Annotated in this window: 28 protein-coding genes; 9 read left to right on the forward strand and 19 right to left on the reverse strand. The window is 41.5% G+C overall.

What is annotated here, in order from left to right:
* Positions 1–134 precede the first annotated feature (134 nt).
* The 4 genes from SFRI_RS04705 to SFRI_RS04725 all read right to left on the reverse strand — a co-directional run bounded on the left by SFRI_RS04705 (position 135) and on the right by SFRI_RS04725 (position 5,471).
* Positions 135–473: a PBPRA1643 family SWIM/SEC-C metal-binding motif protein gene (locus SFRI_RS04705; RefSeq protein WP_011636389.1), complete on the reverse strand. Its 339-nt coding sequence runs from the start codon at positions 471–473 to the stop codon at positions 135–137.
* Between the two features lie 215 nt (positions 474–688).
* Positions 689–3,595 carry a valine--tRNA ligase gene (locus tag SFRI_RS04710; protein WP_011636390.1) on the reverse strand — a complete coding sequence of 969 codons (2,907 nt, stop codon included), beginning with the start codon at positions 3,593–3,595 and terminating at the stop codon, positions 689–691.
* Between the two features lie 33 nt (positions 3,596–3,628).
* Positions 3,629–4,078 carry a DNA polymerase III subunit chi gene (locus SFRI_RS04715; RefSeq protein ID WP_011636391.1) on the reverse strand — a complete coding sequence of 150 codons (450 nt, stop codon included), beginning with the start codon at positions 4,076–4,078 and terminating at the stop codon, positions 3,629–3,631.
* Between the two features lie 469 nt (positions 4,079–4,547).
* Positions 4,548–5,471, reverse strand: coding sequence for a LysR family transcriptional regulator (locus SFRI_RS04725; RefSeq protein WP_011636393.1), 924 nt, complete (start codon positions 5,469–5,471; stop codon positions 4,548–4,550).
* A 116-nt stretch (positions 5,472–5,587) separates the two neighbouring features.
* On the opposite strand from SFRI_RS04725, the gene SFRI_RS04730 reads away from it, so the two are divergent.
* Positions 5,588–6,343, forward strand: coding sequence for an SDR family NAD(P)-dependent oxidoreductase (locus SFRI_RS04730; RefSeq protein WP_011636394.1), 756 nt, complete (start codon positions 5,588–5,590; stop codon positions 6,341–6,343).
* A gap of 36 nt (positions 6,344–6,379) precedes the next feature.
* Here the strand turns inward: SFRI_RS04730 and SFRI_RS04735 are convergent, their stop codons facing one another.
* Positions 6,380–7,162, reverse strand: coding sequence for a substrate-binding periplasmic protein (locus tag SFRI_RS04735; RefSeq protein ID WP_011636395.1), 783 nt, complete (start codon positions 7,160–7,162; stop codon positions 6,380–6,382).
* A gap of 188 nt (positions 7,163–7,350) precedes the next feature.
* Positions 7,351–8,634, reverse strand: a complete 1,284-nt coding sequence (gene punC / locus SFRI_RS04740) for a purine nucleoside transporter PunC (protein WP_011636396.1) — start codon at positions 8,632–8,634, stop codon at positions 7,351–7,353.
* A gap of 203 nt (positions 8,635–8,837) precedes the next feature.
* Here punC and punR point away from each other — a divergent pair, with 203 nt between their 5' ends.
* Entirely contained in the window at positions 8,838–9,740 is a 903-nt protein-coding gene (punR, locus tag SFRI_RS04745; protein WP_011636397.1) for a DNA-binding transcriptional activator PunR, read from the forward strand.
* A 110-nt stretch (positions 9,741–9,850) separates the two neighbouring features.
* Here the strand turns inward: punR and pepA are convergent, their stop codons facing one another.
* Positions 9,851–11,359: a leucyl aminopeptidase gene (gene pepA / locus SFRI_RS04750; RefSeq protein ID WP_011636398.1), complete on the reverse strand. Its 1,509-nt coding sequence runs from the start codon at positions 11,357–11,359 to the stop codon at positions 9,851–9,853.
* Between the two features lie 272 nt (positions 11,360–11,631).
* Here pepA and lptF point away from each other — a divergent pair, with 272 nt between their 5' ends.
* Both lptF and lptG read left to right on the forward strand, forming a co-directional pair.
* Entirely contained in the window at positions 11,632–12,744 is a 1,113-nt protein-coding gene (gene lptF / locus SFRI_RS04760) for an LPS export ABC transporter permease LptF (protein ID WP_011636399.1), read from the forward strand.
* Positions 12,741–13,799: an LPS export ABC transporter permease LptG gene (lptG, locus tag SFRI_RS04765; protein WP_011636400.1), complete on the forward strand. Its 1,059-nt coding sequence runs from the start codon at positions 12,741–12,743 to the stop codon at positions 13,797–13,799. Before lptF ends, lptG begins: the two co-directional genes overlap by 4 nt.
* A 127-nt stretch (positions 13,800–13,926) precedes the next feature.
* On the opposite strand, the gene SFRI_RS04770 is transcribed toward lptG, so the two are convergent.
* Genes SFRI_RS04770 through SFRI_RS04785 form a run of 4 tightly spaced genes read right to left on the reverse strand, consistent with a single transcriptional unit; the run spans position 13,927 to position 15,589 of the window.
* Positions 13,927–14,436, reverse strand: a complete 510-nt coding sequence (locus SFRI_RS04770) for an RDD family protein (protein ID WP_011636401.1) — start codon at positions 14,434–14,436, stop codon at positions 13,927–13,929.
* 27 nt (positions 14,437–14,463) lie between these two features.
* Complete coding sequence (locus SFRI_RS04775) at positions 14,464–14,718, reverse strand: DUF2960 domain-containing protein (RefSeq protein ID WP_011636402.1); 255 nt, start codon at positions 14,716–14,718, stop codon at positions 14,464–14,466.
* Between the two features lie 15 nt (positions 14,719–14,733).
* Entirely contained in the window at positions 14,734–15,084 is a 351-nt protein-coding gene (locus SFRI_RS04780; RefSeq protein WP_011636403.1) for a DMT family protein, read from the reverse strand.
* Between the two features lie 10 nt (positions 15,085–15,094).
* The gene (locus SFRI_RS04785) at positions 15,095–15,589 is read right to left on the reverse strand and encodes a GNAT family N-acetyltransferase (RefSeq protein ID WP_011636404.1); all 495 of its coding nucleotides are present in this window, start codon (positions 15,587–15,589) and stop codon (positions 15,095–15,097) included.
* A 116-nt stretch (positions 15,590–15,705) separates the two neighbouring features.
* Here SFRI_RS04785 and SFRI_RS04790 point away from each other — a divergent pair, with 116 nt between their 5' ends.
* Positions 15,706–16,293: a DsrE family protein gene (locus SFRI_RS04790; RefSeq protein WP_011636405.1), complete on the forward strand. Its 588-nt coding sequence runs from the start codon at positions 15,706–15,708 to the stop codon at positions 16,291–16,293.
* 18 nt (positions 16,294–16,311) lie between these two features.
* Here the strand turns inward: SFRI_RS04790 and SFRI_RS04795 are convergent, their stop codons facing one another.
* The 3 genes from SFRI_RS04795 to SFRI_RS04805 form a co-directional block, all read right to left on the reverse strand.
* Complete coding sequence (locus SFRI_RS04795; RefSeq protein ID WP_011636406.1) at positions 16,312–17,055, reverse strand: substrate-binding periplasmic protein; 744 nt, start codon at positions 17,053–17,055, stop codon at positions 16,312–16,314.
* Between the two features lie 51 nt (positions 17,056–17,106).
* Complete coding sequence (locus SFRI_RS04800) at positions 17,107–17,751, reverse strand: DUF2913 family protein (protein ID WP_011636407.1); 645 nt, start codon at positions 17,749–17,751, stop codon at positions 17,107–17,109.
* A gap of 156 nt (positions 17,752–17,907) precedes the next feature.
* On the reverse strand, positions 17,908–18,486 hold the full coding sequence (locus tag SFRI_RS04805) for a DUF4136 domain-containing protein (protein ID WP_011636408.1): 579 nt from the start codon (positions 18,484–18,486) through the stop codon (positions 17,908–17,910).
* Between the two features lie 193 nt (positions 18,487–18,679).
* On the opposite strand from SFRI_RS04805, the gene SFRI_RS04810 reads away from it, so the two are divergent.
* Positions 18,680–18,991, forward strand: a complete 312-nt coding sequence (locus tag SFRI_RS04810) for a DUF1289 domain-containing protein (RefSeq protein WP_041413424.1) — start codon at positions 18,680–18,682, stop codon at positions 18,989–18,991.
* Positions 18,992–19,000: 9 nt separating this feature from the next.
* Here the strand turns inward: SFRI_RS04810 and SFRI_RS04815 are convergent, their stop codons facing one another.
* Together SFRI_RS04815 and SFRI_RS04820 are read right to left on the reverse strand one after the other, a co-directional pair.
* On the reverse strand, positions 19,001–19,588 hold the full coding sequence (locus SFRI_RS04815; RefSeq protein ID WP_041412809.1) for a TetR/AcrR family transcriptional regulator: 588 nt from the start codon (positions 19,586–19,588) through the stop codon (positions 19,001–19,003).
* Between the two features lie 162 nt (positions 19,589–19,750).
* Positions 19,751–21,172 carry a coniferyl aldehyde dehydrogenase gene (locus SFRI_RS04820; RefSeq protein ID WP_011636411.1) on the reverse strand — a complete coding sequence of 474 codons (1,422 nt, stop codon included), beginning with the start codon at positions 21,170–21,172 and terminating at the stop codon, positions 19,751–19,753.
* 257 nt (positions 21,173–21,429) lie between these two features.
* Between SFRI_RS04820 and SFRI_RS04825 the strand changes: the two genes are divergently transcribed.
* The gene (locus SFRI_RS04825; protein WP_011636412.1) at positions 21,430–21,861 is read left to right on the forward strand and encodes a universal stress protein; all 432 of its coding nucleotides are present in this window, start codon (positions 21,430–21,432) and stop codon (positions 21,859–21,861) included.
* Positions 21,862–21,900: 39 nt separating this feature from the next.
* On the opposite strand, the gene SFRI_RS04830 is transcribed toward SFRI_RS04825, so the two are convergent.
* From SFRI_RS04830 to SFRI_RS21760, 3 genes are read right to left on the reverse strand one after another with little or no spacing between them, the layout of a single operon-like run.
* Complete coding sequence (locus SFRI_RS04830) at positions 21,901–22,461, reverse strand: DUF924 family protein (RefSeq protein WP_011636413.1); 561 nt, start codon at positions 22,459–22,461, stop codon at positions 21,901–21,903.
* 4 nt (positions 22,462–22,465) lie between these two features.
* Positions 22,466–24,145 carry a PH domain-containing protein gene (locus tag SFRI_RS04835; RefSeq protein ID WP_049763517.1) on the reverse strand — a complete coding sequence of 560 codons (1,680 nt, stop codon included), beginning with the start codon at positions 24,143–24,145 and terminating at the stop codon, positions 22,466–22,468.
* Positions 24,138–24,866 carry a PH domain-containing protein gene (locus tag SFRI_RS21760; RefSeq protein WP_011636415.1) on the reverse strand — a complete coding sequence of 243 codons (729 nt, stop codon included), beginning with the start codon at positions 24,864–24,866 and terminating at the stop codon, positions 24,138–24,140. Before SFRI_RS21760 ends, SFRI_RS04835 begins: the two co-directional genes overlap by 8 nt.
* Before the next feature lie 253 nt (positions 24,867–25,119).
* On the opposite strand from SFRI_RS21760, the gene SFRI_RS04845 reads away from it, so the two are divergent.
* Positions 25,120–25,446 (forward strand): winged helix-turn-helix domain-containing protein, encoded by a 327-nt coding sequence (locus tag SFRI_RS04845; RefSeq protein ID WP_011636416.1) that lies wholly within the window; start codon positions 25,120–25,122, stop codon positions 25,444–25,446.
* A gap of 41 nt (positions 25,447–25,487) precedes the next feature.
* Positions 25,488–26,456, forward strand: coding sequence for a magnesium transporter CorA family protein (locus SFRI_RS04850; RefSeq protein WP_011636417.1), 969 nt, complete (start codon positions 25,488–25,490; stop codon positions 26,454–26,456).
* The last annotated feature ends 14 nt before the right edge of the window (positions 26,457–26,470 follow it).

Raw genomic sequence — 26,470 nt, forward strand, 5'->3', positions numbered from 1 at the left:
AGCCTCGACTGTTAAGTGTATACAACGTTAACGTTAACAATCTAAAGGCAATAAAAAAGCGGATCGTAAGATCCGCTTCAATATTTAATCATTGGCCCGTTAGTTCTCAACGGGCCTAACGTTGGTGTTACGGTTTAAGCACCGCAACACTTTTTGTACTTTTTACCACTTCCACAAGGGCAAGCATCATTGCGGTTAGGCTTAGCTTCAGAAGTAACCGCTTTAGGTTTATTCAATAAACCGGTTAAATCAACAATGTTTTCAGGCTTATCTGCATCAATAGTGATATTAGCAAAGAGTTGCTGTTCAGCGACCATTGCAGCCACTTCATGTTGGCGAGCTTCGGTTTGAACTGACAATATTAACGGTAAAGCTTCCGTGCCCAGTTTGGCTGCACGTTTGGTGTTATAACCACTTTCACCATAAGCTGGCTTAGGGGTTCTACGACCTTTAAAAAAGTATTTATCAGACATGGTTTTGACCCATTAGATAGAATGATGATATTGGCCGAAGCTTATACACCAAAAATGTAAGTTGAGATATCAAAGTTTCAATTTTGAACCAAATAAACCTAATATTATCGCCATGGGTCACATCAACAAAGATAAAAAACCAGCGAGTTATTCGCTGGTTTTTTTTATAGTGCTTTGTTAAACAAAGTAAACCTTAAGACAACAACTTAGTGCAGTTAAATCTTAGCTAATTCGACTTTTTGTTCGTTTAATTTTTCAATGTCACGAGTTAAATCGGTCATCTTAGCGCGTTCTTTATCAATTACCGCAGCAGGGGCTTTAGCCACAAAACCTTGATTAGATAATTTACCTTCAATACGGGCAATCTCTTGAGCAAGCTTTTCTAACTGTTTATCGATACGGGCCACTTCTGCGCCTACATCAATCAAACCTGCCATTGGGATTAATAGCTCCATATTGCCGACTAACTGAGTGCTCGACATTGGCGCTGTTTCACCCTCTGCTAAAATGGTCATCGTTTCGAGTTTAGCCAAACTTGCAAAGAATGTTTGGTTTGCTTCCAGACGAATACGATCTTCGTAGCTCACACCACGCAGTAACGCATTAAGCGGCTTTGATGGGGCAATGTTAAGCTCTGCACGAATATTACGTACTGCTACAATCACTTGCTTAACCCATTCAAGATCGGCCATCGCGGTCGCATCAACTTGATCTGCTTGATAAGTTGGGAACGATGCTAGCATGATAGTATCGCCAGTTACGCCCGCTAACGGTTTGACGCGTTGCCAAATCGTTTCGGTAATGTATGGCATAAATGGATGCATTAGACGTTGCATTTTTTCAAGCACATTGACCAAAGTGTGGCGAGTGCCGCGCATTTGCGCTTCAGTGCCATTTTGCATAACAGGCTTGGTTAATTCCAAATACCAGTCACAGAATTGATTCCAAGTGAACTCGTATAAAGTGTTAGCGGCTAAGTCGAAACGGAAAGCGGCCATGTGATCTTCAACGGTTTTCACGGTTTGGTTAAACAAACCAATGATCCAACGATCGGCTAACGACAATTCCATCGCACCCGGTTTGCCATCAACTAGCAATTGACCGCAATCTAAAGGTTCGCCAGCTTCATCGCTATCAGGATCCGTCTGCACTTCAGTGTTCATTAACACGTAACGTGACGCATTCCATAACTTGTTACAAAAACTGCGGTAACCATCAAGACGTTTCATGTCCCAGTTGATGTCGCGACCGGTTGAAGCCATTGCTGCTAAGGTAAAGCGCAGTGCATCAGTACCATGAGCTTCAATGCCATCGGCAAATTCTTTACGGGTACTTTTCTCAATTTTTGCAGCCAGTTGTGGCTGCATCATGTTGCCAGTACGCTTTTCAACTAAGGTTTCAAGCTCGATACCGTCAATCATGTCTAATGGATCAAGTACGTTACCTTTAGACTTTGACATTTTATTGCCGACTTCGTCACGGATAAGACCAGTAACGTAAACGGTTTTAAAAGGCACTTGTGGCTTGCCATCTTCATCTTTAATAAAGTGCATGGTCATCATGATCATGCGGGCAACCCAGAAGAAGATGATGTCAAAACCGGTAACCAACACGTCGGTTGGGTGGAAGGTTTTTAAATCTTCTAAATTGTCTGGCCAACCTAAGGTTGAGAATGTCCATAATGCTGAGCTGAACCAGGTGTCTAATACGTCGTCGTCTTGACGTAATACCACAGAGTCAGCAAATTTATGTTTAGCGCGGACTTCTGCTTCGTTACGACCAACGTAGACTTTGCCGTTTTCGTCGTACCAAGCTGGAATACGGTGTCCCCACCATAACTGGCGTGAAATACACCAGTCTTTAATATCGCGCATCCATGAGAAGTACATGTTTTCGTATTGCTGCGGTACAAACTTAATTTCACCGGTTTCTACCGCTTCAATGGCTGTTTTAGCCATTGACTGAACAGCCACATACCACTGGTCGGTTAGTAATGGTTCAATCACCACACCAGAGCGATCGCCATAAGGTACTTTTAAGCCGTGCGGAGCGACTTTTTCAAGTAGACCTAAGCTGTCAAATTCAGCCACGATAGCATCACGGGCTTTAAAGCGATCTAGGCCAACATAACGCTCTGGCAAGGCAATCTCGACACCTTTGTTTGGGGTGCCATCAGTGTTAATCACTTCAACAAAACTACGTACGGCGGCATCTAAGGTGAAGATGTTGTACATAGGCAGTTGATGACGTTTACCGACTTCATAGTCGTTAAAGTCATGGGCTGGAGTGATTTTTACACAACCGGTACCAAATTCCATGTCGACATAATCGTCGGCAACAATCGGTACTAAACGGTTAACGATAGGCAATAGAATGAATTTGCCAATTAATGACTGGTAACGTTCATCATCTGGATGTACGGCTACTGCGCTGTCACCTAACATGGTTTCTGGGCGCGTAGTGGCCACTTCTAGATAGTCTTTACCGTCGGCTGTTAATGCGCCTTGGGCCAACGGATAGCGGAAGTGCCACATGTGGCCTTGCTTCTCTTTGTTTTCAACTTCTAAATCTGAAATGGCGGTGTGCAGCTTTGGATCCCAGTTAACTAGGCGCTTACCACGATAAATAAGTTCATCATCGTATAGACGAACAAACACTTCTTGAACCGCTTTTGATAAGCCTTCATCCATAGTGAAACGTTCGCGATCCCAATCAACCGATGCGCCCATACGGCGAAGCTGTTTGGTAATCGTGCCACCAGACTGTTCTTTCCAGTCCCACACTTTATCAATAAAGGCGTCACGGCCTAAATCATGGCGAGTTTTACCTTCTTCGGCTTCAAGCTTACGCTCAACCAACATTTGAGTCGCAATACCCGCGTGGTCGGTGCCGACTTGCCATAAGGTATTTTTACCTTTCATGCGCTCAAAGCGGGTAAGGGTATCCATGATGGTGTCTTGGAAGGCATGACCCATGTGCAAGCTACCGGTTACATTCGGTGGCGGGATCATGATGCAGTAATTGCCTTTTGATTCATCACCATGCGGCTTGAAGTAACCTTGCTCTTCCCAGTTTTGGTAAAGGGCTTGTTCGATAGACTTTGGGTTGTATGTTTTTTCCATAGGAGCGTTATGTTCTCTATCTAAATTAAGTGTTTATTCAGCTAATGCTTGAGTGCTGGGCGTAATGCCTACATTCTGATATTGACGGTAGCGATTGCGAGCAATGCGCTTGAGTTCGTCATCATTAGCGACAAAATCGATAATATGGGGCAAGTTTACCGCAAAACTGGGCATTTGGTCTGCAAGATTAATCAGAACTTGACGACTTTTATTTGGTCCTAAAGTATCAAAACCAATTTCGACCGGTGCACCTGTCACTGGGCCTTCACCTTTTAAATTGTGTGGAACAAAGGCGTTGGGCTCAAATTGCCACAGTAATTCGTCAATTGCATAAGCTTGCTGTTTGTCTTTGCAGTGAATGTAGACGGTTTTTTGTTGGCGATATTGTTGTTCAGCTAACCTGCAAGCAGCTAAATAGAGCGCATCTAATGCACTCATTTGATTATGATTATCAGGCATAAGGTAAAACAAGGCTTGAGTCATGTGGTGATGCTTTTAACAGGTTAATAAGTTGGGCTCGAGTTTACACTAAAATCGTCTGCGGGTTAATGACCTCGTGATGCGATATTCATATGACGCTGGAATAGCTCAAAATCCCTAAGGTCAGTTTAATAGCGCTTATTAATCCGGCATATATCGCTATCATAATGGATTTTCTACGCCGCTGCGGTAATAGCTCTGTAATGGATAGACGTTGAGGCGATGGTTGAGCTGGCGTTAAGCTTGAACGCCATAGTACAAACCACCTAATGGTTAAATTGTAGGGGATGTTATTAATTATTATGTCCTGTTTGCGCCATGGGCTTAACAATAGTAGTTGACTATAAACCCGTTGCTCATTTACAGCTAAGCTAAAACGGGTGGTGAAACTGTCGTAATAGACATCTATTTTTTGATTATCAATTAAATGTGCTTTGTGTTGCTGACGAGTCATGGCCATTAATTTGCCCGTTTATTGATTCATTACTGCGGTTTTAACAATACTGTCGAGCCAATCCATAAACAAACTTAGGCGCTTAGGTAGTTGGCTACGTGAAGGGTACAAGATACTCACTGGCATAGGAGCTGCTTCATATTGATGCAAAATCCGGATTAAACGACCAGTATTTAAGTAGTCTGTTACCCCCATCTGTGGAATTTGAGCAATACCCAGCCCAGCTAAACATGCCGAGGTATAAGCGTCGGAATTAGTCACCGATATCACACTTGGAACCGTGTGCTGGCAATTCTGCCCTTGTTCTACATAGTCAAACTCGGCCGAATTATAATCAATGGAGGCACTATGATTCACTGTCGGGACGTAACCGATCATTCGGTGGTGTTGTAAGTCTGCTAAGGTGCTTGGCGTACCATAGCGTTGGATATAGGTTGGGCTAATGCAGTTGATAATACGATATTGAGTTAAGGGTCTGGCAATTAGTAAGCTGTTACCTTGATTGCCCACTCTGATCAGGCAATCAACCCCAGACTTTATTGGATCGATATGATAATCCGTACTGCTGATGACAACATTGACGTGGGGATAACGCTCACACCATTCGCTTAGTCGAGGCAGTACGGTTTTATTGGCAAAACGACTCGGCATATCGACTTTTATGACGCCTCTAACGCTGTCATTTTCATGCTGAAACTGGCTTTCTAAAGCATCTATATCGTGCAATATTTGTCGACATTGAGCCAAATAGATAGCCCCGTCATGGGTTAGCGTCACCCGCCGGGTACTGCGCTGAAAAAGCCGAGTGCCTAATAGTTGCTCTAATGACTCGACGGCAGTTGAAATACTCGATTTAGGTAAGTGCAATGCCGCTGCAGCCTGAGTAAAGCTACCGGTTTGCGCGACATGAACAAACCGTCTCATGGCTTCAAATTTATTCATTATTACCTTATTATTGTTCGTGTAAAACAAACGATAATGTCACTTTTATGCTGTTTATCATAGTAGGTGAGTGTTTTATTATCATTGCACTTCTGTGAAATGAATAAGAGGCATATATGAATAAATTGGTGTTAGTTACTGGCGGTAGTCGTGGTTTAGGCAAGAATGCCGCATTAATGTTGGCGGCTAAAGGCATGGATGTGGTGATTACATATTTACATAACAAGGAGGCTGCAGATGAGGTTGTCGCCAGCATACGTTGGTTAGGGCAAAAAGCCGCAGCATTACCGCTGAATGTTGGCGATGTTTCCATGTTTGGGTCATTTACAGATGAGCTCTCTGAGTTACTAAGCCAATATTTTGAACGCGAGAATATTGATGCATTGATTAACAACGCGGGAATGGGTGAGTTCGCTGCATTTGCAGACACAACTGAAGCTCAGTTTGATGGGTTAATGAATGTGCATTTAAAGGGAGCTTTTTTTCTAACTCAATCGTTACTTCCTTTGGTCAATAATGGTGGAAAAGTGATTAATGTGAGTTCTGGGTTAACACGTTTTAGTGAAACGGGGTTCTGTGCTTATGCCATGATGAAAGCGGGTGTTGAAGTGATGACCCGCTATTTAGCTTTAGAGCTTGGGCCTCGTCAGATAAGCGTCAATACCTTAGCTCCAGGGGCAATAGAAACCGATTTTGGTGGTGGCGTTGTGCGTGATAATACTGCCCTAAATGAGTCTATCGCATCAAAAACGGCACTTGGGCGTGTTGGTTTGCCGGATGATATTGGTAAGGCGATGTTGATGTTATTAAGCGACGAAGCGCAGTGGTTAAATGGTCAGAGAATTGAAGTGTCTGGAGGAATTCATTTGTAATTGATGGCGAAGTGATGATAATCAGCAGTAAGCCCATTATCGCTTGGCAATATTGGTATCAGTTGGAAAATAATCTTGATAAATGGTCTGGTACATCCCTGATGATTTTAACTCATCAAATGCTTGTTGCCATAGTGCAACCGCCTCATCAGTGGTGTCGTTTGAAAACGCAATATATAAGGTAGAGTCGTACAACTTAATAGGAGTACGTTCTATTGAGTTGATATCGATATCGGCTGCTTTTGCCAAAAAAGGCATTACTAGCTCGCTCATCGGCGCAACATCAACTCTGCCGTAACTGAGCATTTTGAGCGATTGTAATTGGGATTTGTCAGTACTGAGGTTAGTGAATCCTTGGGAGTCCAAATAGGTATGGTCAGCATTACCAAGCACTACGCCGACATTTCGGACTCGTTTTAAGTCTTCTAAATCTGCTAGTGATAGTCCGGAATTACGCTTTTGGTAAAAATACACTCCGCTACTAATAATGGGGCCTACCCATTTCATGTTTACTTCTCTTTCCGGCCTTTTAGCAATGACAAATAACGCAGTATTGGGTTGCGACTTTAATAACTGAAAAGCTCTATTAAAGGGGTACATTTCAATGTTGGCTGTTTGCTGGGTATGTAGCATCATCGCTTGAACAATATCGATAGAAAAACCGCTTAAAAGATCATTATCAATGTAACTAAATGGGGGTAATGGATGGGTGATAAATCGAACTTGCGATTGGTCTTTTGCAAATAGATCGCCCGTTGGCGTGAGTGCAAAGCAAATGCTGAGGAAGATGATATAAAGCGTTAAAGGCAAGCGTTTCATTTATGGGTGTGCCACTGCTAATGACATTATCAAGCGGTTGTGTTGCGTCATTCAATCAATTCCTTGTGATTGTTAATTTGAATGTGAGAGTTAACGTTAAGCTGTTCAATAAATAACCTAGCATATGATGAAGTTATAGACAAATTATAACTCCATCATATGATGATTATTTTATCGCCACATCACCATTATTGATCATGTTTAGTGAAGGCTTTAGATAACCTTGCTGGATCAGGAAAAGTAAAATACTGATTTATTTGTGCCCAAGAATCATGACTTTTTATCACGTGGCCAACGGCAACCAATACTGAACAGGCCAGTATTCCCCAACCAATGGCGTTATCACCCGCACTTGCCCAAATGGCCACCAGACTTGATGCCCCAAAAGAGATAGTAATCTGCAAAAAATTTTGTAGTCCTGCAGCTTTGGCCGCGTTATTGCTGAACTCTTGCAGAGCATTATTGACCACAATAGGATAAATCGCGCCATTGCTTCCTGCTAGCAAAGAGAATGCAATGAGCAGTGGCAATATTGTTTCAGTATTGAGGATCACACTGGAGGTAAAAATGGCAGCAACACATAAACCAAACAATATCAGTAAACAGTTTAGGCTGATTTTGGTGCCAAATTTGCGGATCAGTAATTTACTTGAGTAGCCACCAACAATAAACATGATGGTTTGGGGAATAAAACTTAAGCCAATTTCTGTCGCGGCGTAACCATACTGTTCCATGACAGCAGGCCACAACGTTAAGTAAGCAAAAAAAGCGCCTGAACACGCACCAAAAATAACCACATTGCCTAAATATCGCGTATTGGAAAGCAGTTGTTTATAGCGGATATGAGTTTTGCTTTTGTGAACGCTCACTTGTTCTTTAGGCACAAAAAAATACGTCATGGCAATGAGTAATACTGCAATGATACATAAGCTAATAAACACCGCGCGCCAGCCAAAACTATTCAGTATCATTGCGCCAGCAATGGGCGCTAATGCCGGAGACAATGCCACTAAAGGCATAATATTAGAGAAAATATTTTGAGCTTTATCGGCTGGGTATTGCTCAATCACAATCGCTTGCCAAATAACGGCTGCACTGCAAGCACCAATCGCTTGGAAGAAACGAGCAATATTCATCATCAGAATACTGTCACTGTTCGCAATCAATGCACTTGCCAGCATAAACAGGCTTAAACCAACAAACAGTGAGTTTCGCTTACCTATTTTATGTACTAATGGCCCATACAATAACTGTCCGATAGCGAGGCCAGCTAAAAAGCTGGTTAACGATATGGCCACTTCTGAAGTGTTTGCATTAAAAGTCCCTTCAATAGATTTGAATGATGGCAGGTACATGTCGGTAGCTACAAAACCTAACATACTCAGTAAGGCTAAATAAAACAGAAACAAATAGAATGTTATATTTGTTTGTTTTTTGTTGATTAATATATTGTTATTGTTCAAATTAGGCATATCTATTTTCGTCAGTTCAATAAAGGCCACTAGCTTAATGGTTTGCTAAATTAGCTGGAAACGTTTATTTTTGACGGCTGCTATCAAAAATATTGATACCATGATGTAATTACAGGCATGGAAGGTTTCAGTTCAATATCAAACCTTGGATGTGTTATTCATCTTGTGCTGTTAATGTACATTTTCTAGCGAGTTAAATTGATATGCTTTCACAGCAAATTTTTGAGCTAATAGACGTTGTCGCCCAAACAGGTAGCTTTACTGCAGCCGCGAAAAAATTGCATAAAGTACCGTCTGCTATAAGTTATTCAGTCAAACAAATTGAAACTGAACTGGGAGTCGAGTTATTTATTCGCCATCATCGCAGTGTCAGCCTAACCCCAGCAGGAAAGCATTTCGCCGTAAAAGCGCGCCAGTTTCTTAACGATATGGAGTTAATGAAACGCGACACTCAACGAGTGGCCAATGGTTGGAAGCCTATCCTCTCTATTGCATTGGATAATATTTCGAGAACGGATAGCGTTCATGCGTTGATTGCTGATTTTTATCGACAGTTTCAAGATGTTGAGCTAATTATCAGGATTGAAGTGTTTAATGGTGTATGGGAAGCGCTTGCTACCGGAAGAAGTGATATTGCCATTGGTGCGACAACCGCAAATCCAGTCGGTGGGGCATTTAAATTCACTAATATGGGCAATATTGATTGGCTGTTTGTGGTCAGCTCTGATCATCCATTGGCAAATATTATGCGTCCACTGAGCGATGATGAGTTACGTGTTTTTCCGTCTATTTGTCTTGAAGATACCTCTCGTGATATTCCAAAGCGGATTACGTGGATGCTAAACAGTCAACGACGATTAGTTGTGCCCGATTGGCACAGTGCTATTAACTGTTTTGTCGAAGGCTTGGGGGTTGGCTATATGCCTGAACATCTGGCTCGACCGTTGATTGAATCTGGAAAGTTAGTCTGTAAAACGCTCCACAGAGTGAAACAACCTAGCCCATGTTGTTTGGCGTGGAATGATGATCAAATGTCACCCGCATTGGCTTGGGTATTGGACTATTTAGGTGATGAAGAGCAATTACATCGTCAATGGTTAGCCTAGTTCTGATGGTTTTGAGAGGGTACTTTACAGGCTAACGTATTGACGTCTTCGACGATAAAAAAAGGGTAAAGCCTTAAGCTTTACCCTTTAATATGCGTCAAAGTTAATACTTATTCGCTGATTTCAACACCAGCACGATTAATTAAGAACTGGCTTAAAATCGGTACCGGACGACCGGTAGAACCTTTGTTTGCACCACTGTTCCAAGCCGTACCTGCGACATCTAAATGTGCCCAGTTATACTTCTTAGTAAAACGAGACAAGAAACACGCTGCAGTAATCGAACCAGCCGGACGACCACCTAAGTTAGTCATGTCGGCAAATGGGCTGTCTAGCATGTCTTGGTATTCATCCCATAACGGCATGCGCCATGCGCGGTCACCACTTTGCTCACCAGCATTTAGCATTTCGTGTGCAAGCGGGTTATGCGAACTGAATAAACCAGAAGCATGCTTACCTAATGCAATAACACAAGCACCAGTTAAGGTAGCGGTATCAATCACTAATTCAGGGTCAAAGCGTTCAACGTAGGTTAATACATCACATAACACTAAACGACCTTCGGCATCGGTATTTAGCACTTCAACCGTTTGGCCTGACATGGTAGTTAAAATGTCGCCTGGACGATATGCGTTACCAGCAGGCATGTTTTCACAGCCAGCTAATATACCAATAACGTTGATAGGTAATTTCATTTCACACAATGCTTTCATGGTACCAATAACACCAGCAGCGCCACCCATGTCATATTTCATTTCATCCATGGCTTCGCCAGGTTTTAATGAAATCCCGCCAGAGTCAAAGGTTAACCCTTTACCGACAAGGACAATTGGCTTTTCAGTACTGTCAACGGCGCCCTGATATTCCATCACAGTCATGATAGATTCATTGGCACTAGCACGACCTACAGCAAGATAAGAGTTCATGCCCAATTTGGCCATTTGCTCTTCGCCAATAGTTGTAACGTTAAGGTTTTCGTACACTTCAGCCATTTGACGCGCTTGAGATGCCAAATACGCAGGGTTACAAATGTTAGGCGGCATGTTGGCCACGTCACGACATAAATGCATACCTGCAGATACGGCTGTTCCGTGTTCAATGGCACGTTCACCAATGGTGAGTTCACGGCGCGTAGGCACGTTGAATACCATTTTACGTAATGGACGACGAGTTTCGCCTTTACGGGTTTTTAATGCATCAAATGAATACAGGCTATTTTGAGTGCTCTCAATGGCTTGGCGAACTTTCCAATAGGTGTCGCGGCCTTTGACATGCAGTTCAGTTAAGAAGCACACTGCTTCCATTGAACCGGTTTCATTTAGGGTACTGATGGTTTTTGTGATAATTTGTTTGTATTGGCGCTCGTCTAACTCACGCTCTTTGCCACAACCAACCAGTAAAACACGTTCGCTTAGTACGTTTGGTACATGATGCAATAGCAACATTTGTCCTGGTTTACCTTCTAGGTCACCACGACGAAGTAGGTTACTAATGTAACCTTCACTGATTTTATCCAATTGCTCTGCGATACCAGACAGACGGCGAGGTTCGTACACGCCGACAACGATACAGGCTGAACGTTGCTTTTCGGGGCTGCCGCTCTTTACGCTAAACTCCATGAGCACTCCTAGATTCTTAAAGACAAATTTTTATATTTATTAGATAATGTTTGCATTAGGCCATCTGGCATATAATCAACGAAAAGGTGATAACTGTTTGGGATTATTAACGAAAAGAGGCGTAAATTGACAGCCAAAATAGATGTTAACCATGACCCCAAAGCACCTTCCGCGCTGGTCAGAAAACTAGCAAAACTGCTGAAAGTAGACAGTTTACATGAAAGTTGCTCTGATACCAGTAAAAAGATAAGTTTAGCCACCGGATCCTACTTGTGATTGTATTTAGATATCTTATTAGTGAAGTTTTAAAAGCACAATTTGCGGTACTTTTGGTGCTGCTAACTATTTTTATTAGTCAACAATTCGTGCGCGTGTTAGCCGATGCATCTGATGGCGAATTCCCCGCTTCTTTAGTGATGACATTATTAGGGTTAAACCTGCCTCAATTGACGGTATTAGTGTTACCGCTGAGTTTCTTTTTAGCAATATTGTTGGCTCATGGGCGAATGTATGCTGAAAATGAAATGGTGGTATTGCATGGCGTCGGTGTGAGTGAATGGTATGTCACTCGCGTAACGTTATTGCTTGCTTTTGCCAATTTATTATTCACGGCTTATTTGTCGGTTTATGTCGGACCGTGGGCAGAAGAACGTCAGAATCAGGTATTAGAGAAAGCGCAATCCGAAGCTGGATTAGCAGCCTTAACGCAAGGTCGTTTTCAAGCTAGCCCAAATGGTCGAGCCGTTTTGTTTGTTGAGAAAATAAATAAAGACAATACCTTAGATAAAGTCTTTGTAGCGCAACTCCCTGATCCGGAAGACGAAAATGGCCTGACAAATATTGTAGTTGCCAATAAAGGTCGTGTGATTGAAGATAATATTGGCAGTCAGCAGTTACAACTTGAAAAAGGCTTCCGTTATCAGGGCAGTCCTAAATCACTCGAACTGCAAGTGATTGAGTTTGGTGGTTATAAAATGGAGATTAAAGAACAGGAAGTTGATGAGAGGCGACGTAAATTATCTGCAATGCCAATAGACGAATTGTTAGATACTCCAGGACCAGAAGCTGCAGCTGAATTTCAATGGCGACTAGCTATCCCTATCGCGATCCCATTGTTGACCTTAATTGCCGTGCCGTTAGCGCGGGTTAATGTGCGCCAGGGTAAGTTTGCTAAAATGGGTCCCGCTATTTTGCTTTATTTAGGTTACTTTGGATTAATGATTGCAGGCCGAAAAGCCCTGCAAGATGAGGTGGTGCCGCAGTATTTAGGCATGTGGTGGATCCATGGCTTTGCGTTGTTATTAGGGTTGTTGTTACTCATTAAAGAGCGCCCTACAGGGATGAAGTTCTTAGGCTTATTTAAACGTAAGCAGGTGATGGCATGAGAATATTAGACCTTTATATTGCTCGTATGATCGTCAGTACATCAAGCTTGTGTTTACTTATTTTGACTGGGTTATCAGGCATCATTAAGTGGGTTGATCAATTACGTTTGGTCGGGCGTGGTGCTTATACCATGCTGGACGCCGGCATTTACGTGCTATTTTTAGTACCACGTGATATTGAAATGTTTTTCCCAATGGCAGTACTGCTAGGTGCGTTAATTGGGATGGGCATGCTGGCATCAAACTCTGAATTAGTTGTGATGCAAGTTTCTGGTATGTCGCGTTTACAAATCACTCAATCTGCGATGAAAACGGCTATTCCGTTAATGATTATGGTTATGGCGCTGGGAGAGTGGGGCGCACCCATTGCGGAGAAAAGTGCAAAAGAGCTCCAAGCGACTAAAATATCGGGTGGCAGTTTGATTAAGTCTCATCGTGGTATTTGGGCAAAAGATGGTGACTTATTCGTTAATATTGGTGAGGTTCAAGACGTTAATACGCTCAGTAATATCAGTTTATATGAGTTTAACGATCAACAAGAATTAACCCGAGTGACACATGCGAATACCGCGGTATTTGTTGATGATGTTTGGCAGTTATCTGTGGTTGAGAATACCACGGTTAAAGATGACCGCGTTATTCGTGATCACCTTGATACTGATGTGTGGCAATCTTCGTTAACACCAGATAAGTTGAGTGTGGTATCGGTTAAGCCAGAGGCATTATCCATTAGTGGCTTAATTGACTATCTAGATTACTTAAAGGTTAACCAACAAGATCCTAGTCGTTATGAACTGGCTTTATGGCGCAAGGTTATGCAGCCAGTAACGGTAGCTGTGATGATGCTAGTGGCATTATCATTTGTATTTGGACCGTTACGTACTGTGACCATGGGAGCTCGCGTTCTGCTTGGCGTAGTGGCAGGATTTAGCTTTTATATCAGTAATGAGATATTTGGCCCAATGAGCATTGTATATGAATTGCCAGCGGTGGTGGGGGCAATTGCTCCCAGCATGTTATTTACTGGCTTAGCTTTGTATTACATTCGGAAATAACCAATTGTTTGTTTAGTCGATATTGAAAGTGTATATAAAAATGGCAACCCAAGGGTTGCCATTTTTATTACTTATTTGATGCTTTTTTATTCGTTTTGCAGGCAAGTTAGTTTGGTATCTAGATTCGTTATGCACCATGCCAGTTACGCATTTGATTAGCTTCTACTGACAATACGACAACCTCTGAACGAGTCATCATGTCTTGTAATGCTAACTTGTCGGCATTGATGATAATCCACAGGTTACCAATACCCAGTAAAGACCAAATGACTCGAGCGCAGGCAGTAATAAAACTTAAATTTTGACCATTAGGGTGTTGAACCTTAAGTCGCCAAGCTCGCATACCTAAAGTTTGTCCACCTCTGCTCCAAAAAATGGCGTAAAAGCCACCAACACAAATGGCTATCCAGAATTGATACAAACCATGATAAAGCGGAGTGTTATTGAGTAAGTCTGACACATGCTCGTACTCACCCATCGCGATAAGCCCGGTGCTCTGCAGACCAAAGAAAAAACCAAAACCTAGTGCACCAGCAAACATATAAACGGCAATAGCAAGCATTGAGTCATACGCCATTGCACCTAAACGTCGAACAAAACTCGCTCGTGGGAAATTAGCATGATCTGAATTCAACATAGAGAGCCCTTACGTAAAACTAAATGATTAAATCTCATCATCTTCACGAACAAATTTGATGCTCGTAAAACCAAAACGTGCAAACTCGGTTTTACGAAATTCTTTCTCTGCTTTAGCGCCTTTTTTGGACGTTAACGCAATTTGTTTTTCTAAGATTAGAAACTTTTTCAAATCAATCCCTTCAGCTTCAGCAGCTGCTTCATAAAGATCATGATGTACGTCATAGCTAAAGGCGATAGTTTTGGTTTGGCCTTTAAAGGTATAAATCACTTGGCGTGCCATGGAGAACTCCTGAAATTAATGTAATTCACTTTTAAAAATAAAGAAAACGGCACCTAAAAGGCATAAGCCTGCCCACAAATAATCAAGTTTTAAGGGCTCTTTGAGATACCAAACGGCAAAAGGGACAAATACACATAAGGTGATGACCTCTTGCAGAATCTTTAATTGTCCCACGTTCATCACGGTATAACCAAGACGATTCGCAGGAACTTGCAATAAATATTCGAATAAGGCGATCCCCCAGCTCACTAAAGCCGCGATAATCCAGGGTTTGCTATTTAAGGTTTTTAAATGACCATACCAAGCAAAAGTCATGAAGATATTACTAAGACACAATAAACCGATGGTGATGACTGATGGGTGCATGATGAAGACCTTATGATAAGGATAAATACAGGTAACATGCACCAGCAGGATAACTGTCTAGTGACTTTGTTAGTTTTGCTGAGGTGGTGTTTGGCTTGAAGCCTTGTTGCAGCCAGTAAGTATGCGCACCTTGCACTGCCACCAGCCCAATGCCATTAATCGCCAAATTTTTTGCCTGATTGACGATATGATTAAACAACTTTTTACCAATGCCCATACCTTGAGCACTGGGTGAGATGGCCATGTCATGTAAATACCAGCTATCGGCATTAATCTGGCCACTTATCTCAGTATCCAGTGACGGAGCATCGCCTTGCAACCAAGGATGAACAAGCGCGTAGGCCAACACATTATCTTGTTGTTCAAACACCACACAGCTAGTCGGTGATGCTTGCCATTTACTTTGCATGACACCTAGTGATTCAGGCGTGAGTTCGACATAGCATTGCGCTTGTATTGCCATAATAGCGGGCCAGTCTGTAGTGGTAATTGGGCGGATTGACATATCATTTAGTCTTCATACTTATCGAAGTCATAATTATACTCAGAAACAGCCTAAAACCTAAGCGTTTATCTGTGCTAGAGTAAGCTTAAAAAATAGATATAAGGAATATCAATTTAATGAAAGTCAGTTTACATTCAATGAGTAAAGGCGTTGTTACATCAACATTGGTTACATCGACAGTGGTGATGTTAATTGCGGGCTCATCATTTGCTGCAATGGCTGGTGTTGAAGCATTTAAACCCGGCCCTGTGATTAAAGGTTATGGCAAAATCGCTGAAGTAAATAGCAGCTTAGTGATACCCGCGGATATGAAGTTTAAAGTCGCTTTTGATTTGGGGAACGCATCTAAACCTGGAGAATTAAACCGTAGTATCGATACCTTGGCGCGCTTTATTAATATGCACGTTGCAGCAGGCGTTAAGCTTGAAGACATTTCTGTTGCGATGGTTGTGCACGGTAAAGCCGCGAATGATATGACTAAGGATCGTTTCTATAAGCAGCTCAATGCAGGACAAAAGAATGTTAACAAAGACTTAATTGCACAGCTGATTAATCATCGAGTTAGGTTTTATGTGTGTGGTCAAACAGCCGCATATTATGGCATCAATCCGCAAGACTTATTACCAGGCGTAACCATGGCGTTATCGGCGTTAACTGCACATGCAGTATTAGCGCATGAAGGCTACAGCGTAAACCCGTTTTAACGTAATCGTCCTGATGAATTATCGATTAAATATATCTTGCATGGTGTATTTGTCGATAATGCTTTGAGTTGTACCATTTAGTTCAAGTTCTGCTATAGCGGCATTAATGCGTGGCAGCAAAGCTACATGCTCTTTACGAAGACGCATAACTAAGTGGCCCTTTGAATGGATAGCAGCAAAGGCAATTGGGGTGTTAAGTTTTTTGGCCCAATACAACGCCGGTAAATCACCAGAGATAGCGGCATCAACGCGATTTTTATAAAGTGCTCTTATTAAGTCGCGTTCGGAAGTAAAGTCGATTCGAATAAAATCAGCGTCATCATGGTACAAATAACCACGTACTGTGCCTATTTCTTTACCTTTAATGTTATCAATATTTTGCCAATCGTTGGCTTTTTTTTCTAAGGTAATAATGTTTTCTTGGATAGCGATAATTGGGTTTGATTGGACAAAAAGTGTGCCTAATTCTTCATTAGGAAACCAACTAGGGCTTACAAAGTCAAAGTCTAATAAGCCATTATCGAGTGCATAGTTTGTTCTTTTCGGCGGGAAGTTATGCTTTTCAATTTCAATATCAGCTTTGGCAAGCAGCAACGGAACCAACTCTCCTAATATTCCAGGCTCTTTTGGAGATTCTGTAATGTAATAGGGTACCCAACTGCTTGAAGCGTTGACGTTGTACTTGAGTACGGTATTAGCCTGAACGGTAGGACCACAAAAAAACATCGCAAAGCAGGTAATTGCAATAAAGCATTTGTTCATGGTATTTGCCTATTCTTACTATTGTTTCAATACTACATCAACCTTTAAGACTTAATATTGATCAAGGCACAGTAAGCATAAACTCTGGTGTAAATTGCTTGGCATTAATACGTAAGTTTTATGATGTTTGATCAATGAGGTTTTTTTATTGCCTGGACTGAGTAATATTCCTTGTTCTAGCGCTAAACGAGCCACCAGCTTTTCATCACCACGAATATACATTGAGATGGGTTTTACAATTTTCTCATCAACGATGTGTTGATTAAAATCTTTTGCTGAAATAATTAAACTGGATTTACCATCACTGTCGAGTTTTAGTTTTGCATCAATATCGGTATCGGTGATCACTACCCATTCTTGTGCTGTGAGCCCTGCCAACATGTTCTTCAGCCCTGTACCTGTGGCTATTTCACTGTTGTTAGCTTGTTGGTATTGATCGGCAATACAGATTAATAGTCGTTTTAGTTGAGCCCCAGCTCCTTGACTACGCGCTTGACGGATCCAAGCCGTTAAGTCGTCGGCCATTAGTTTTGAAAAACGTTTTGTTTTTAATGACTCAACCATCCAGTTACATAAAAAATGGCTTTCTTGTGCTGGCGTTCTTACCGCTTTGTGTTGTGAAGCCGAGGTGTTTATGGCTTCTATTCCAGCTAGCGCAAGTGTTAATAAAGCTTGGTTATATGTTTCTGTCGTCATGTCAACTGGGTCAATAAAGTAGTGTGATGGCTAGTTTACCGTGTAGTAGCAAATTGCTAAATAGATATTTGTGTTTAGTCGCTTAACGGAGCTGTAGTCTCTATTTGAATAAGCCGCAATTCACTTAACAGTAAGCTGCGGCTAAACGATGGTCGATTATTTTTTAGGTGGAAATTGCGCCAAAATTGCTACAACTGTTTGATTAATACCTTTGGCTTTATCTTCACCACCTTGATCAAAGTGGTATTGACCATTGCCACGCCAAATGAGGCGTTTATCTGTGGGATCGATAATATCAATTTGAATGGTTTGAGTTTTTGCCGTGTCACTGCCTAGCGGAATACCAATACTGGTGCCAAGACTAATACCGCCACCAGACCCCCATGTACCCGAGCCTAAACCAATAGAAAGCCCAGAATCTTTTTCTTTGTTTTCAGTCACAAAAGCATAGTTCACTACAAAGTCGGCATTATCGGCTTTAAATACATAACCTTGGTTAAGTAACGTTTGTTTAATATCATTATTAATGCGATCTGCCGTTAACGGATCATCCGTTTGCTTTACAGTGAGTTGGTTGAATGTTTTGAGTTCTGAAAAATCATAATTAACATCATAATCTTGCTTTGGTTTTGTTGCACAAGATGCAAGTAGTACTAAGCCACTCAGCAATAAAATAGGCGTGGTCCACACTGATTTACGTGTTGAATCTTGGCCTGAACGTCTTAAATTTATCATGAGACCCTCCTTATTAACTTGCAATAATGTACAAAATTAGCTCAATTAGTATAACCTTAATATAACAATGTTTAATGCTGGCTTTGGTTGATATGGCAAGCGATGGCTTTCAATCTCAGCTACAAGTGACTATATCGTATATTTAGATGTTAAGTACCAAATTCAATATTAGCTGAGGTTAAGCATTCTAATGATGGAACAGTTAAGTTTTTTTGCGGTGCCCAGCCCATGTATCGGCGTTTGTCAGTCTGACCGTCGTGGATATTGTATGGGCTGCCTTCGAAGCCGTGATGAACGTTTTAACTGGATGAGTTACAGCGAATTGCAAAAACAAGATGTAATCCGTTTGTGCACACAGCGCAAACGTCGCCGTCAATATGCTTTACATAAAGCTAAGCAGCTGGAGTTGCAAACCCAGCAAACGTCACACACGCCTCAATTAGATTTTGATAGTGCGTCAACGCCTGCTGATGATGTTGATTTAACCGACTTTAGTTTAGATTAATACTTTTTATTACGCTTTCATTGCCTGCCAAAATAGTCTGAAACTGGCTTTTCTGTGTATCTCGTCATCACCTAAATGCGGGTTGTCGGTAAAAAAACGAATCGCAGCTAAATACTGACCATGGCAATTTTCGAGCAATAAGGCATTGGGGATATCAGCGATAATTTGTTGCTGTTTACCTTGAGTAATCAATTCGACAACAAATCCAAGAATGCTATTCATTGCTTGCTTCCTGACGTCAGCATCAATGTCTGCTGACATAGAGTATTGTAGAAAAAAAAGTTGCTTTAAGGGTTGTGCAATGGCCCAGTCGATGGCTTTTTGCCATAACGTATTGGCATCTCGTTCGATATCGCCACTAAAATCTGTGCTGCTCACCATGTTGGTAGCAAACTCTTGTTTAATGGATAAAAAAAGCTGATTCATGATGTCTTTTTTTGTCGGGAAATGATGAAACAACGTGCCCGTTGCCACACCAGCCGCTTTGGCTATCGATGCAGTCGATGTCGCATTGAAGCCTTTGTTAACAAACAACTGTAAAGCCGAATGTAAAATGGCTTGTTTTTTATCGGTGGTCACAATCGATTTACTGCTCATTGAGTCAACATGCCTTTTTAATCTATGGTCCATTAATCTTTGGTATTTTTAGCTATGCATCCATCTAGCTATGGATCATTTCTCTTGTCTTTTTTATGACAAACTTTGCTAAGCAAGTATCGCTAATAACAGCAATACTTGCAGTCGCGATGATGAGGAGAGTTAACGTAAGAAAAACTTAATCAATAATTTTTGGATCACCCCGCCATAAGGAGGATGAACAAAAATGCCTGTATTAATTTTGCCACTGTTTAATATGGTTTTAGCGTGACTAAAGGTTAAGAAGCCTTCCTTGCCATGATAGTGCCCCATACCAGACGGACCAATACCGCCAAAGGGCGCATCATCGGCGGCCACATGGAATACAGTGTCATTAATGCAAACGCCACCAGAATGGGTTTGCTGCAATACTTGTTGCTGCGTTTGTTGCTCAAAACTCATGAGATACAAGGCTAATGGTCGGTCATTTCGGTTGATATAACCTATTGCTTCATCCACCGACTGATAGCTAATAATGGGCAATATTGGCCCAAATATTTCATCCTGCATGATGAGCATGTCGTCTGTAGTATGTGTGACTAGCTGGGTGGCTATTTTTCGCTGAGTTATTGATATTGGACCATCAATTGCTGAGGTGATTGTTGCACCTTTAGCCTTGGCATCTTCTAGCACCGCCAGCAAACGCTGGTATTGACGGTCATTAATGATATTGCCGTAATCTTGGTTTGTGTCGAAATTAGGGTACATTTTATTAAAGCGACGTTGATAAGCAGCAATAAAGGCGTCAACTTTTTCCGCAGGGCACAATACATAGTCAGGTGCGACACAAATTTGGCCTGCATTTAAACATTTGCCAAAAATAAGTCTTTCTACAGCGGTGTCGATTGGCATGTCTGGAGCGATGATGGCTGGAGATTTACCGCCTAATTCTAATGTTACGGGGGTCAGGTTATCAGCTGCTGCACGCATAACGTGGCGGCCAACAACGGTTGAGCCGGTAAACAGAATATGATCAAATGGTAATGCTGAGAATGCTGCGGCTACATCAGCTTCACCTTCCACTAACTCGACTTCATTTGAGTCAAAAATTGTTGCTAGCATCTTGCGCAATACCGCATTAGTTGCCGGAGTGAATTCCGACATTTTCAGCATTGCTCCATTACCAGCAGCAATGGCGGTGGTCAGCGGACCCATAGATAACATTACCGGGAAGTTCCACGGCACAATAATACCGATTACGCCTAAGGGCTGATATTGCACTGACACTTTAGAAGGGGACAGTAATAAACCAGCATGACGGCGACTGGGTTTCATCCATGACTTAAGATGCTTGATAGTGTAATTGATGTTATTCACACAAGGCATAATATCCGAAATGATGGTGTCGTTTGGCGAGCGGTGACCGTAATCATTAATTAATGCATCGATGATAGGCTGTTGGTAATCAAGTAAAGCTTGCTTTAGCTGGGTTAATTTATCTACCCGAGATTGGTAACTAGGTGCTGGATTGGACTGAAAACGTGCTCGTTGATCAGTAAGTAACTGTCGTAATTGAGTTTGATTATTATCAACGGCCATATTCATTTTCGATCTCCTGCAAAAATAACGATATTGATTTTATAAGCCCGACATTACTCGAGCTAATAAACCGACTGATTAGTCGGTCTGATGTTATGCCTGTTTATGATCTAAAGCAAGTTTTCGCCTTTGATTTGATTTTGATCACTAAGTAAGCTTTTAATACTGACTATACTTAATTTATTAGGATGGAGCCGAGTGTGTTCTCATGAGGCTTGTAATGTCATTGCAAAAGCACACTTTGCATTGTGGAGGAGAATAATATGCGAACACGTAATATTTTATGGCCTACCGATTTTTCTGATACCGCGTCACATGCTTTACGCTATGCCATTGAAATGGCAAATTTATATCAAGTGGGCATTCGTATTCTACACGTTGTAGATCAACCTTTTGGTGATGAGAATTACATGGTTCTTGCGATAACGCCCGAAGAGTTGGCTAAAAGTATGGAAGATGCAGCGGCGAGCAAAATGCATGAGTTATTAGGTCAGTTGAATACTAAATTAAAGATTGAAACGGTTATTCGACGTGGTGATGCCATTGATGAAATTTTGGCCGAAGCTAACAGTGGTGATATTGGTATGGTGGTTATTGCCAGTCATGGTAGAACTGGCCTGTCTCATTTTTTACATGATAACGTGGCTGAAGCGATTGCCAATAAAGCTGAGTGTCCGGTGTTAGTGGTCAAATAAAATCGACGCTATCGTTTACTTATGGTGATTTTCACTAGGTTAAAAGCGAGAACCCGGTTGTGTTAAAAATGCGAGTTCGGCAGCCGTAGATTCACGACCTAAAATGGCATTACGATGTGGATAGCGATTAAATTGCGCAATAATCGCTTGATGCTGATGCTGGCTTGGTAAATTGTTGGGTGCATATTGTTCAAACAATGGCAAAGCTTGCTGGTGGATCTCCATCGATTCGCTATGCATGTATGGCATGATTAAAAATGCAGCCTGGTGCACGGGTAACTCTGCTAAACAACCGAGTGTAACAGCCTGTTGTGCAAGCTCCAACGCGATATTGTCAGCGGAAAATGCGGCTGGAGTATCGCGATAAATGTTTCGCGAAAATTGATCTAATACGATTATTTCGGCCAATCGACCTTGGGCATCTTTACGCCAATGTTGTAATTCACCCTTGATAGCCGCCTGTAATGTGGCGCCATATGTTTTTTTTATCTGCAAATCTAACTCGGTATTTTTTACCCACCATTGTTTTGAGGATATTTGAACAAACCAAAAATCGATAATATCGTCTACGCTGACATTTGTTGTTTGTATTTCATTCATTATATTAAATCCAATTTTGGTTATTATTGACTGTGGCATTGAGCGACTGAGCCACAATCTGTTGTGCAACCGATGTGGGAATATACGGAAATACCACGTTGCCACTGGCCAAACCGATTTCAACATAGGCTAGCTGAGCATGCTTTTGGCTTTTAGTTTGGGTAATTTTAACGTGTTGAACTTTTTCAAATGCGACCCGTTTCCATTGTTGACCGAAAAAGCCGCTATGCTGCCAAATAACCTTATCTGCCACTACATATCCCCATTGTTTATAACGAATGTAAATCGCTAACATGATCATGGTTGCAGCAAACCAAGTGAACTCAAAAAACTCAAGGCTATGATGACCATAGTAACCCACAATAGTGAGTACGATAGCTGGAAACAGCGGTAAAACGATTCGCTTTGTCAGCCAATTTATATGGATAGGCTTATAACTATTGGGTAATGCACTTGCGCCGCCACTGAGTTGGGGAATACTAGCTAGGAGTGATTCAATTTCAGTGGACTTTACACTAGGAACGAGCATGTGCTGTTTGGTTTTTTGTTCAACCTCATGGCCTTTGACTTGTTTAAAATATAAGGTCCAGCGGTTAAATAAACGTGCAATAGCGGGTTGTTGAACCTGGACTAATTGAATTCGTTTTATGGCCAGTGCATCTTGTTGATGTGAAATGACACCGCCACTTCGCTGTATGGTGTCATCATGTTTGTCGAGCTGATATGGATGATATTTTAAAATGGCCGCCACAATTGAAATTAACGAAAACAAACTGTAAATCGCAAACAAGGCCACGATTAGCATAATAGTTTGCAAACCAATGTTTTGATGGGTTTGCTGCTGGACCCACAGCCAAAACTGTTGCGCAAGCGGTGAGTCGAATATTTTATCCCAATCTATTTGGCCTGCTATGGGGCCTGCGATAACAGCAAACCAAATAAAATTGTTTTGATAAAAACCAAATAAGACTAAATCAGCTAAACTTTTACGCACAATAGGTTGGGTGTTATCGATGTTTTGTTGACTGTTTGCCTGCTGAAGTTCATCTGTCGAGGTTACTTTTGTATGGCTTAAATTTAACAGTAAACGTTTTAACGTTTGCGCCTGTAATGTATCTAATGCGGCTAAATGAGCTTCATCTTTTTTAGAACCAGCGGTTTCAATCACCAAAGTGCCGAGAGACAACGGCTTAAAGTAAAACGGCTGTTCATAACGAATATTTTGTATTCGGCTTAGCGGTATTTCATCCTTTTTGGTAAATATTAAACCGCGTCTGACTTCAAGTTGATGGTTATGAAGACGAAAACGAAATTTACGCCATTCTATTATCGCAAAAATTGTCACCAGTATTAATAAAACACTCGAGGCCAATATGCCCCACTGCATATCAAAACCTTGTTGCCACCCTGTATACACGATTGGCACGATAGCGAAACCGTTACTGAGGATATTTTTCAACGTACTGAAAATATTACTGACAATTGACCAAGCTGACAATGCTTGCCATTGTTGAAAATCATTTGTCGGATTGTCGTTGAGCTTTGCATCAACGCTATTGTTTTCTGTCTCCCCATCAACAGTTTTGACCGCGTCGGCAACATTTACGGCGAATGACCGATTAGTTTCCATTTCATCAGTATCAATAGGCTGGACATCATCTGATGATGTTGATGACTTATCCATTGTGATTACCCTGTTGAGGAGGTTGAATGGATAACGGATCCGTTTCAGCGTTAGATGACGTTGGATCAACAATTTCAGCTTCGGTGATGAGTAATTGATGGCTTGCAGCGGCTTGACTCAATAAATGTTGGCGTAAATGTTCAGCTAAATCGGCATTTAGACCTGGCAGGTCAATTTCAGCCAAACCGCTACCAGCACTGAAACATTTTAAGGTGACTAAATTGTATTTTCGCTCGAGCGGCCCTTGAGACAAATTAACATGTTGCAGCCGAGTATAAGGTAGTGCCGTTGTTGATACCCAAAATAAACCTTCACGAAACACCATTTCATGTTTAAACAATCCGTAAGTAATTTTGTGTGCTTTAAGGTGGATAAGCTTTATCACCACAACGGCCAATATCATGGCTGAAACCAATCCTACTGAGGCGATTATCAATGGCAGTGGTTTAGTTATTAATAGAAATGCGCTTAAAACCGTTATGATTATCACCGCCACGACACTGCTAATGATCAATAATAGTTTAGGGTAATTAGGATCAATATTACTCAGTGGCAACTCGGTAAGTTGAATGTACTCATCTTGGGATAAAAGCGGGCCGTGGTCATAATCGTGCGCTATTGCGCTTCCTGCAGAGGACGTTGCTGAAGTATCACTTACCGCTGACAGATCATTAAATGGCGGTTGTGCTATTGGACTCTTTGGCTGCGGCGGTGTATCCATGTCGATTGATTTTCCATATTTGATTGCTAGCTATTGTTAAAAACTATAACCAGATTGTCTCTACATAGGTAGCGTTAATCATAGTGGGTTATTGATAAATCAATCAATTATCCTTATATCCATGATTAATTCAGTCACAATGCCGCGATTAATTCAGCCGCATTGGGCTGGCTCTGGCAATAGTGCTTGCGTGATTGACTACAGATGCAGTAATTTCTACTGAGTGATGTAGAGGTAATAGGGTGTGTGAAGGATGTTTTCGAATAATTACGTGATCAATAAATCGCAAAAAGCATTTCTACGAAAATTGTATTTAGCGCACCTGCTGGATGAAGAGCAACACAACTTACTAAGCTTACATAAATTGACTCTTATGCCAAGAAGGACATTGCAAGATGCGATAGCGGCATTTGCTGATATTGGTATTGAAGTGGATTTTGTGCAACAAGGCCAGCGACATAATGAAGGTTATTATCGCATTTCAACTTGGGGCCCAATCAGTAGCGCCTGGGTGAATAGTCATTTTGAGCAGATTAAACAACACATTGAAACGGCTGGCGAGTCAGAAATGATCCTTTAGGTCGTCTATATTGTAATAATGGGTTGCTGAAAGGGTTATTCATGACGATACAAATACTATTATTTAATGCGCAAGGTCAGCTGTTATCACAAGGTGATGAGACTCTCATGAGCCAGTATGATCCAAAACTGCAGCTAATATGGGTCGATATTTCAGGCCAGCATAGCCAAGCGTTTTTCAAGCAATACCCTTTGTTTGGCATTGATCATCTCGATTTTGAAGAAGCACAGCGAGAACGTCACCCACCCCAGTTTGAAGAATATGATTCACATTCATATTTGTTAACCCACGAGCTTATGGCTAGAGATGAGTATCTTCTGCTCGAACGCAGCCAGTTATTGCTGCATGTCAATGACCGCTTCTTGGTTACCCAACACCTGAAACCTTCTATCAGTGTTAACAAAGTGATCCAACGAATTAGTGCACAAGGTTGCCTCGAAAGTACAGAAATGAGCCGAGTCAGTTTTGAATTGATGCGCCAAATTGTGATTGATTATCTGGCGGTGATGTTGGCATTAGAAGAGCGTTTAGGGGAAATAGAAGATGAAATTTTTGATGTGTCTACTGATGATTTATTAGCAGAGCTAATCGCTTATAGCAGTAAGTTACAAAAAGCCAAACGTTCGTTTAGTTACCACGAAGAAATCTTGCAACAATTACTTGGCGATGACACCCATCTGCATATTAAGATGGACTATGAACAATTGAGCTATTTATATAATCAGTTTGAACGCCTATCCAGTCGTGCCAGTCTTTATCAAGGTTTAGTGGACAGTTTAATCAATGGTTATATTTCGGTGAGTGCCCATAAAACTAACCGGGTGATGATGACGTTAACAATGGTCACTGCGATTTTTTTACCGTTAACATTAGTCGCCGGCATTTACGGAATGAACTTTGACAATATGCCTGAATTAAAATGGCATTTTGGTTATTTTTCGGTATTAATCCTAATGGCAGTCATTGTGGTTTCAGGTTTATGGATTGCGAGAATCAAGCGTTGGTATTAATTAAGGCAAGCGAG

The sequence above is a fragment of the Shewanella frigidimarina NCIMB 400 genome (assembly GCF_000014705.1).
Classification (GTDB): Bacteria; Pseudomonadota; Gammaproteobacteria; order Enterobacterales; family Shewanellaceae; genus Shewanella; species Shewanella frigidimarina.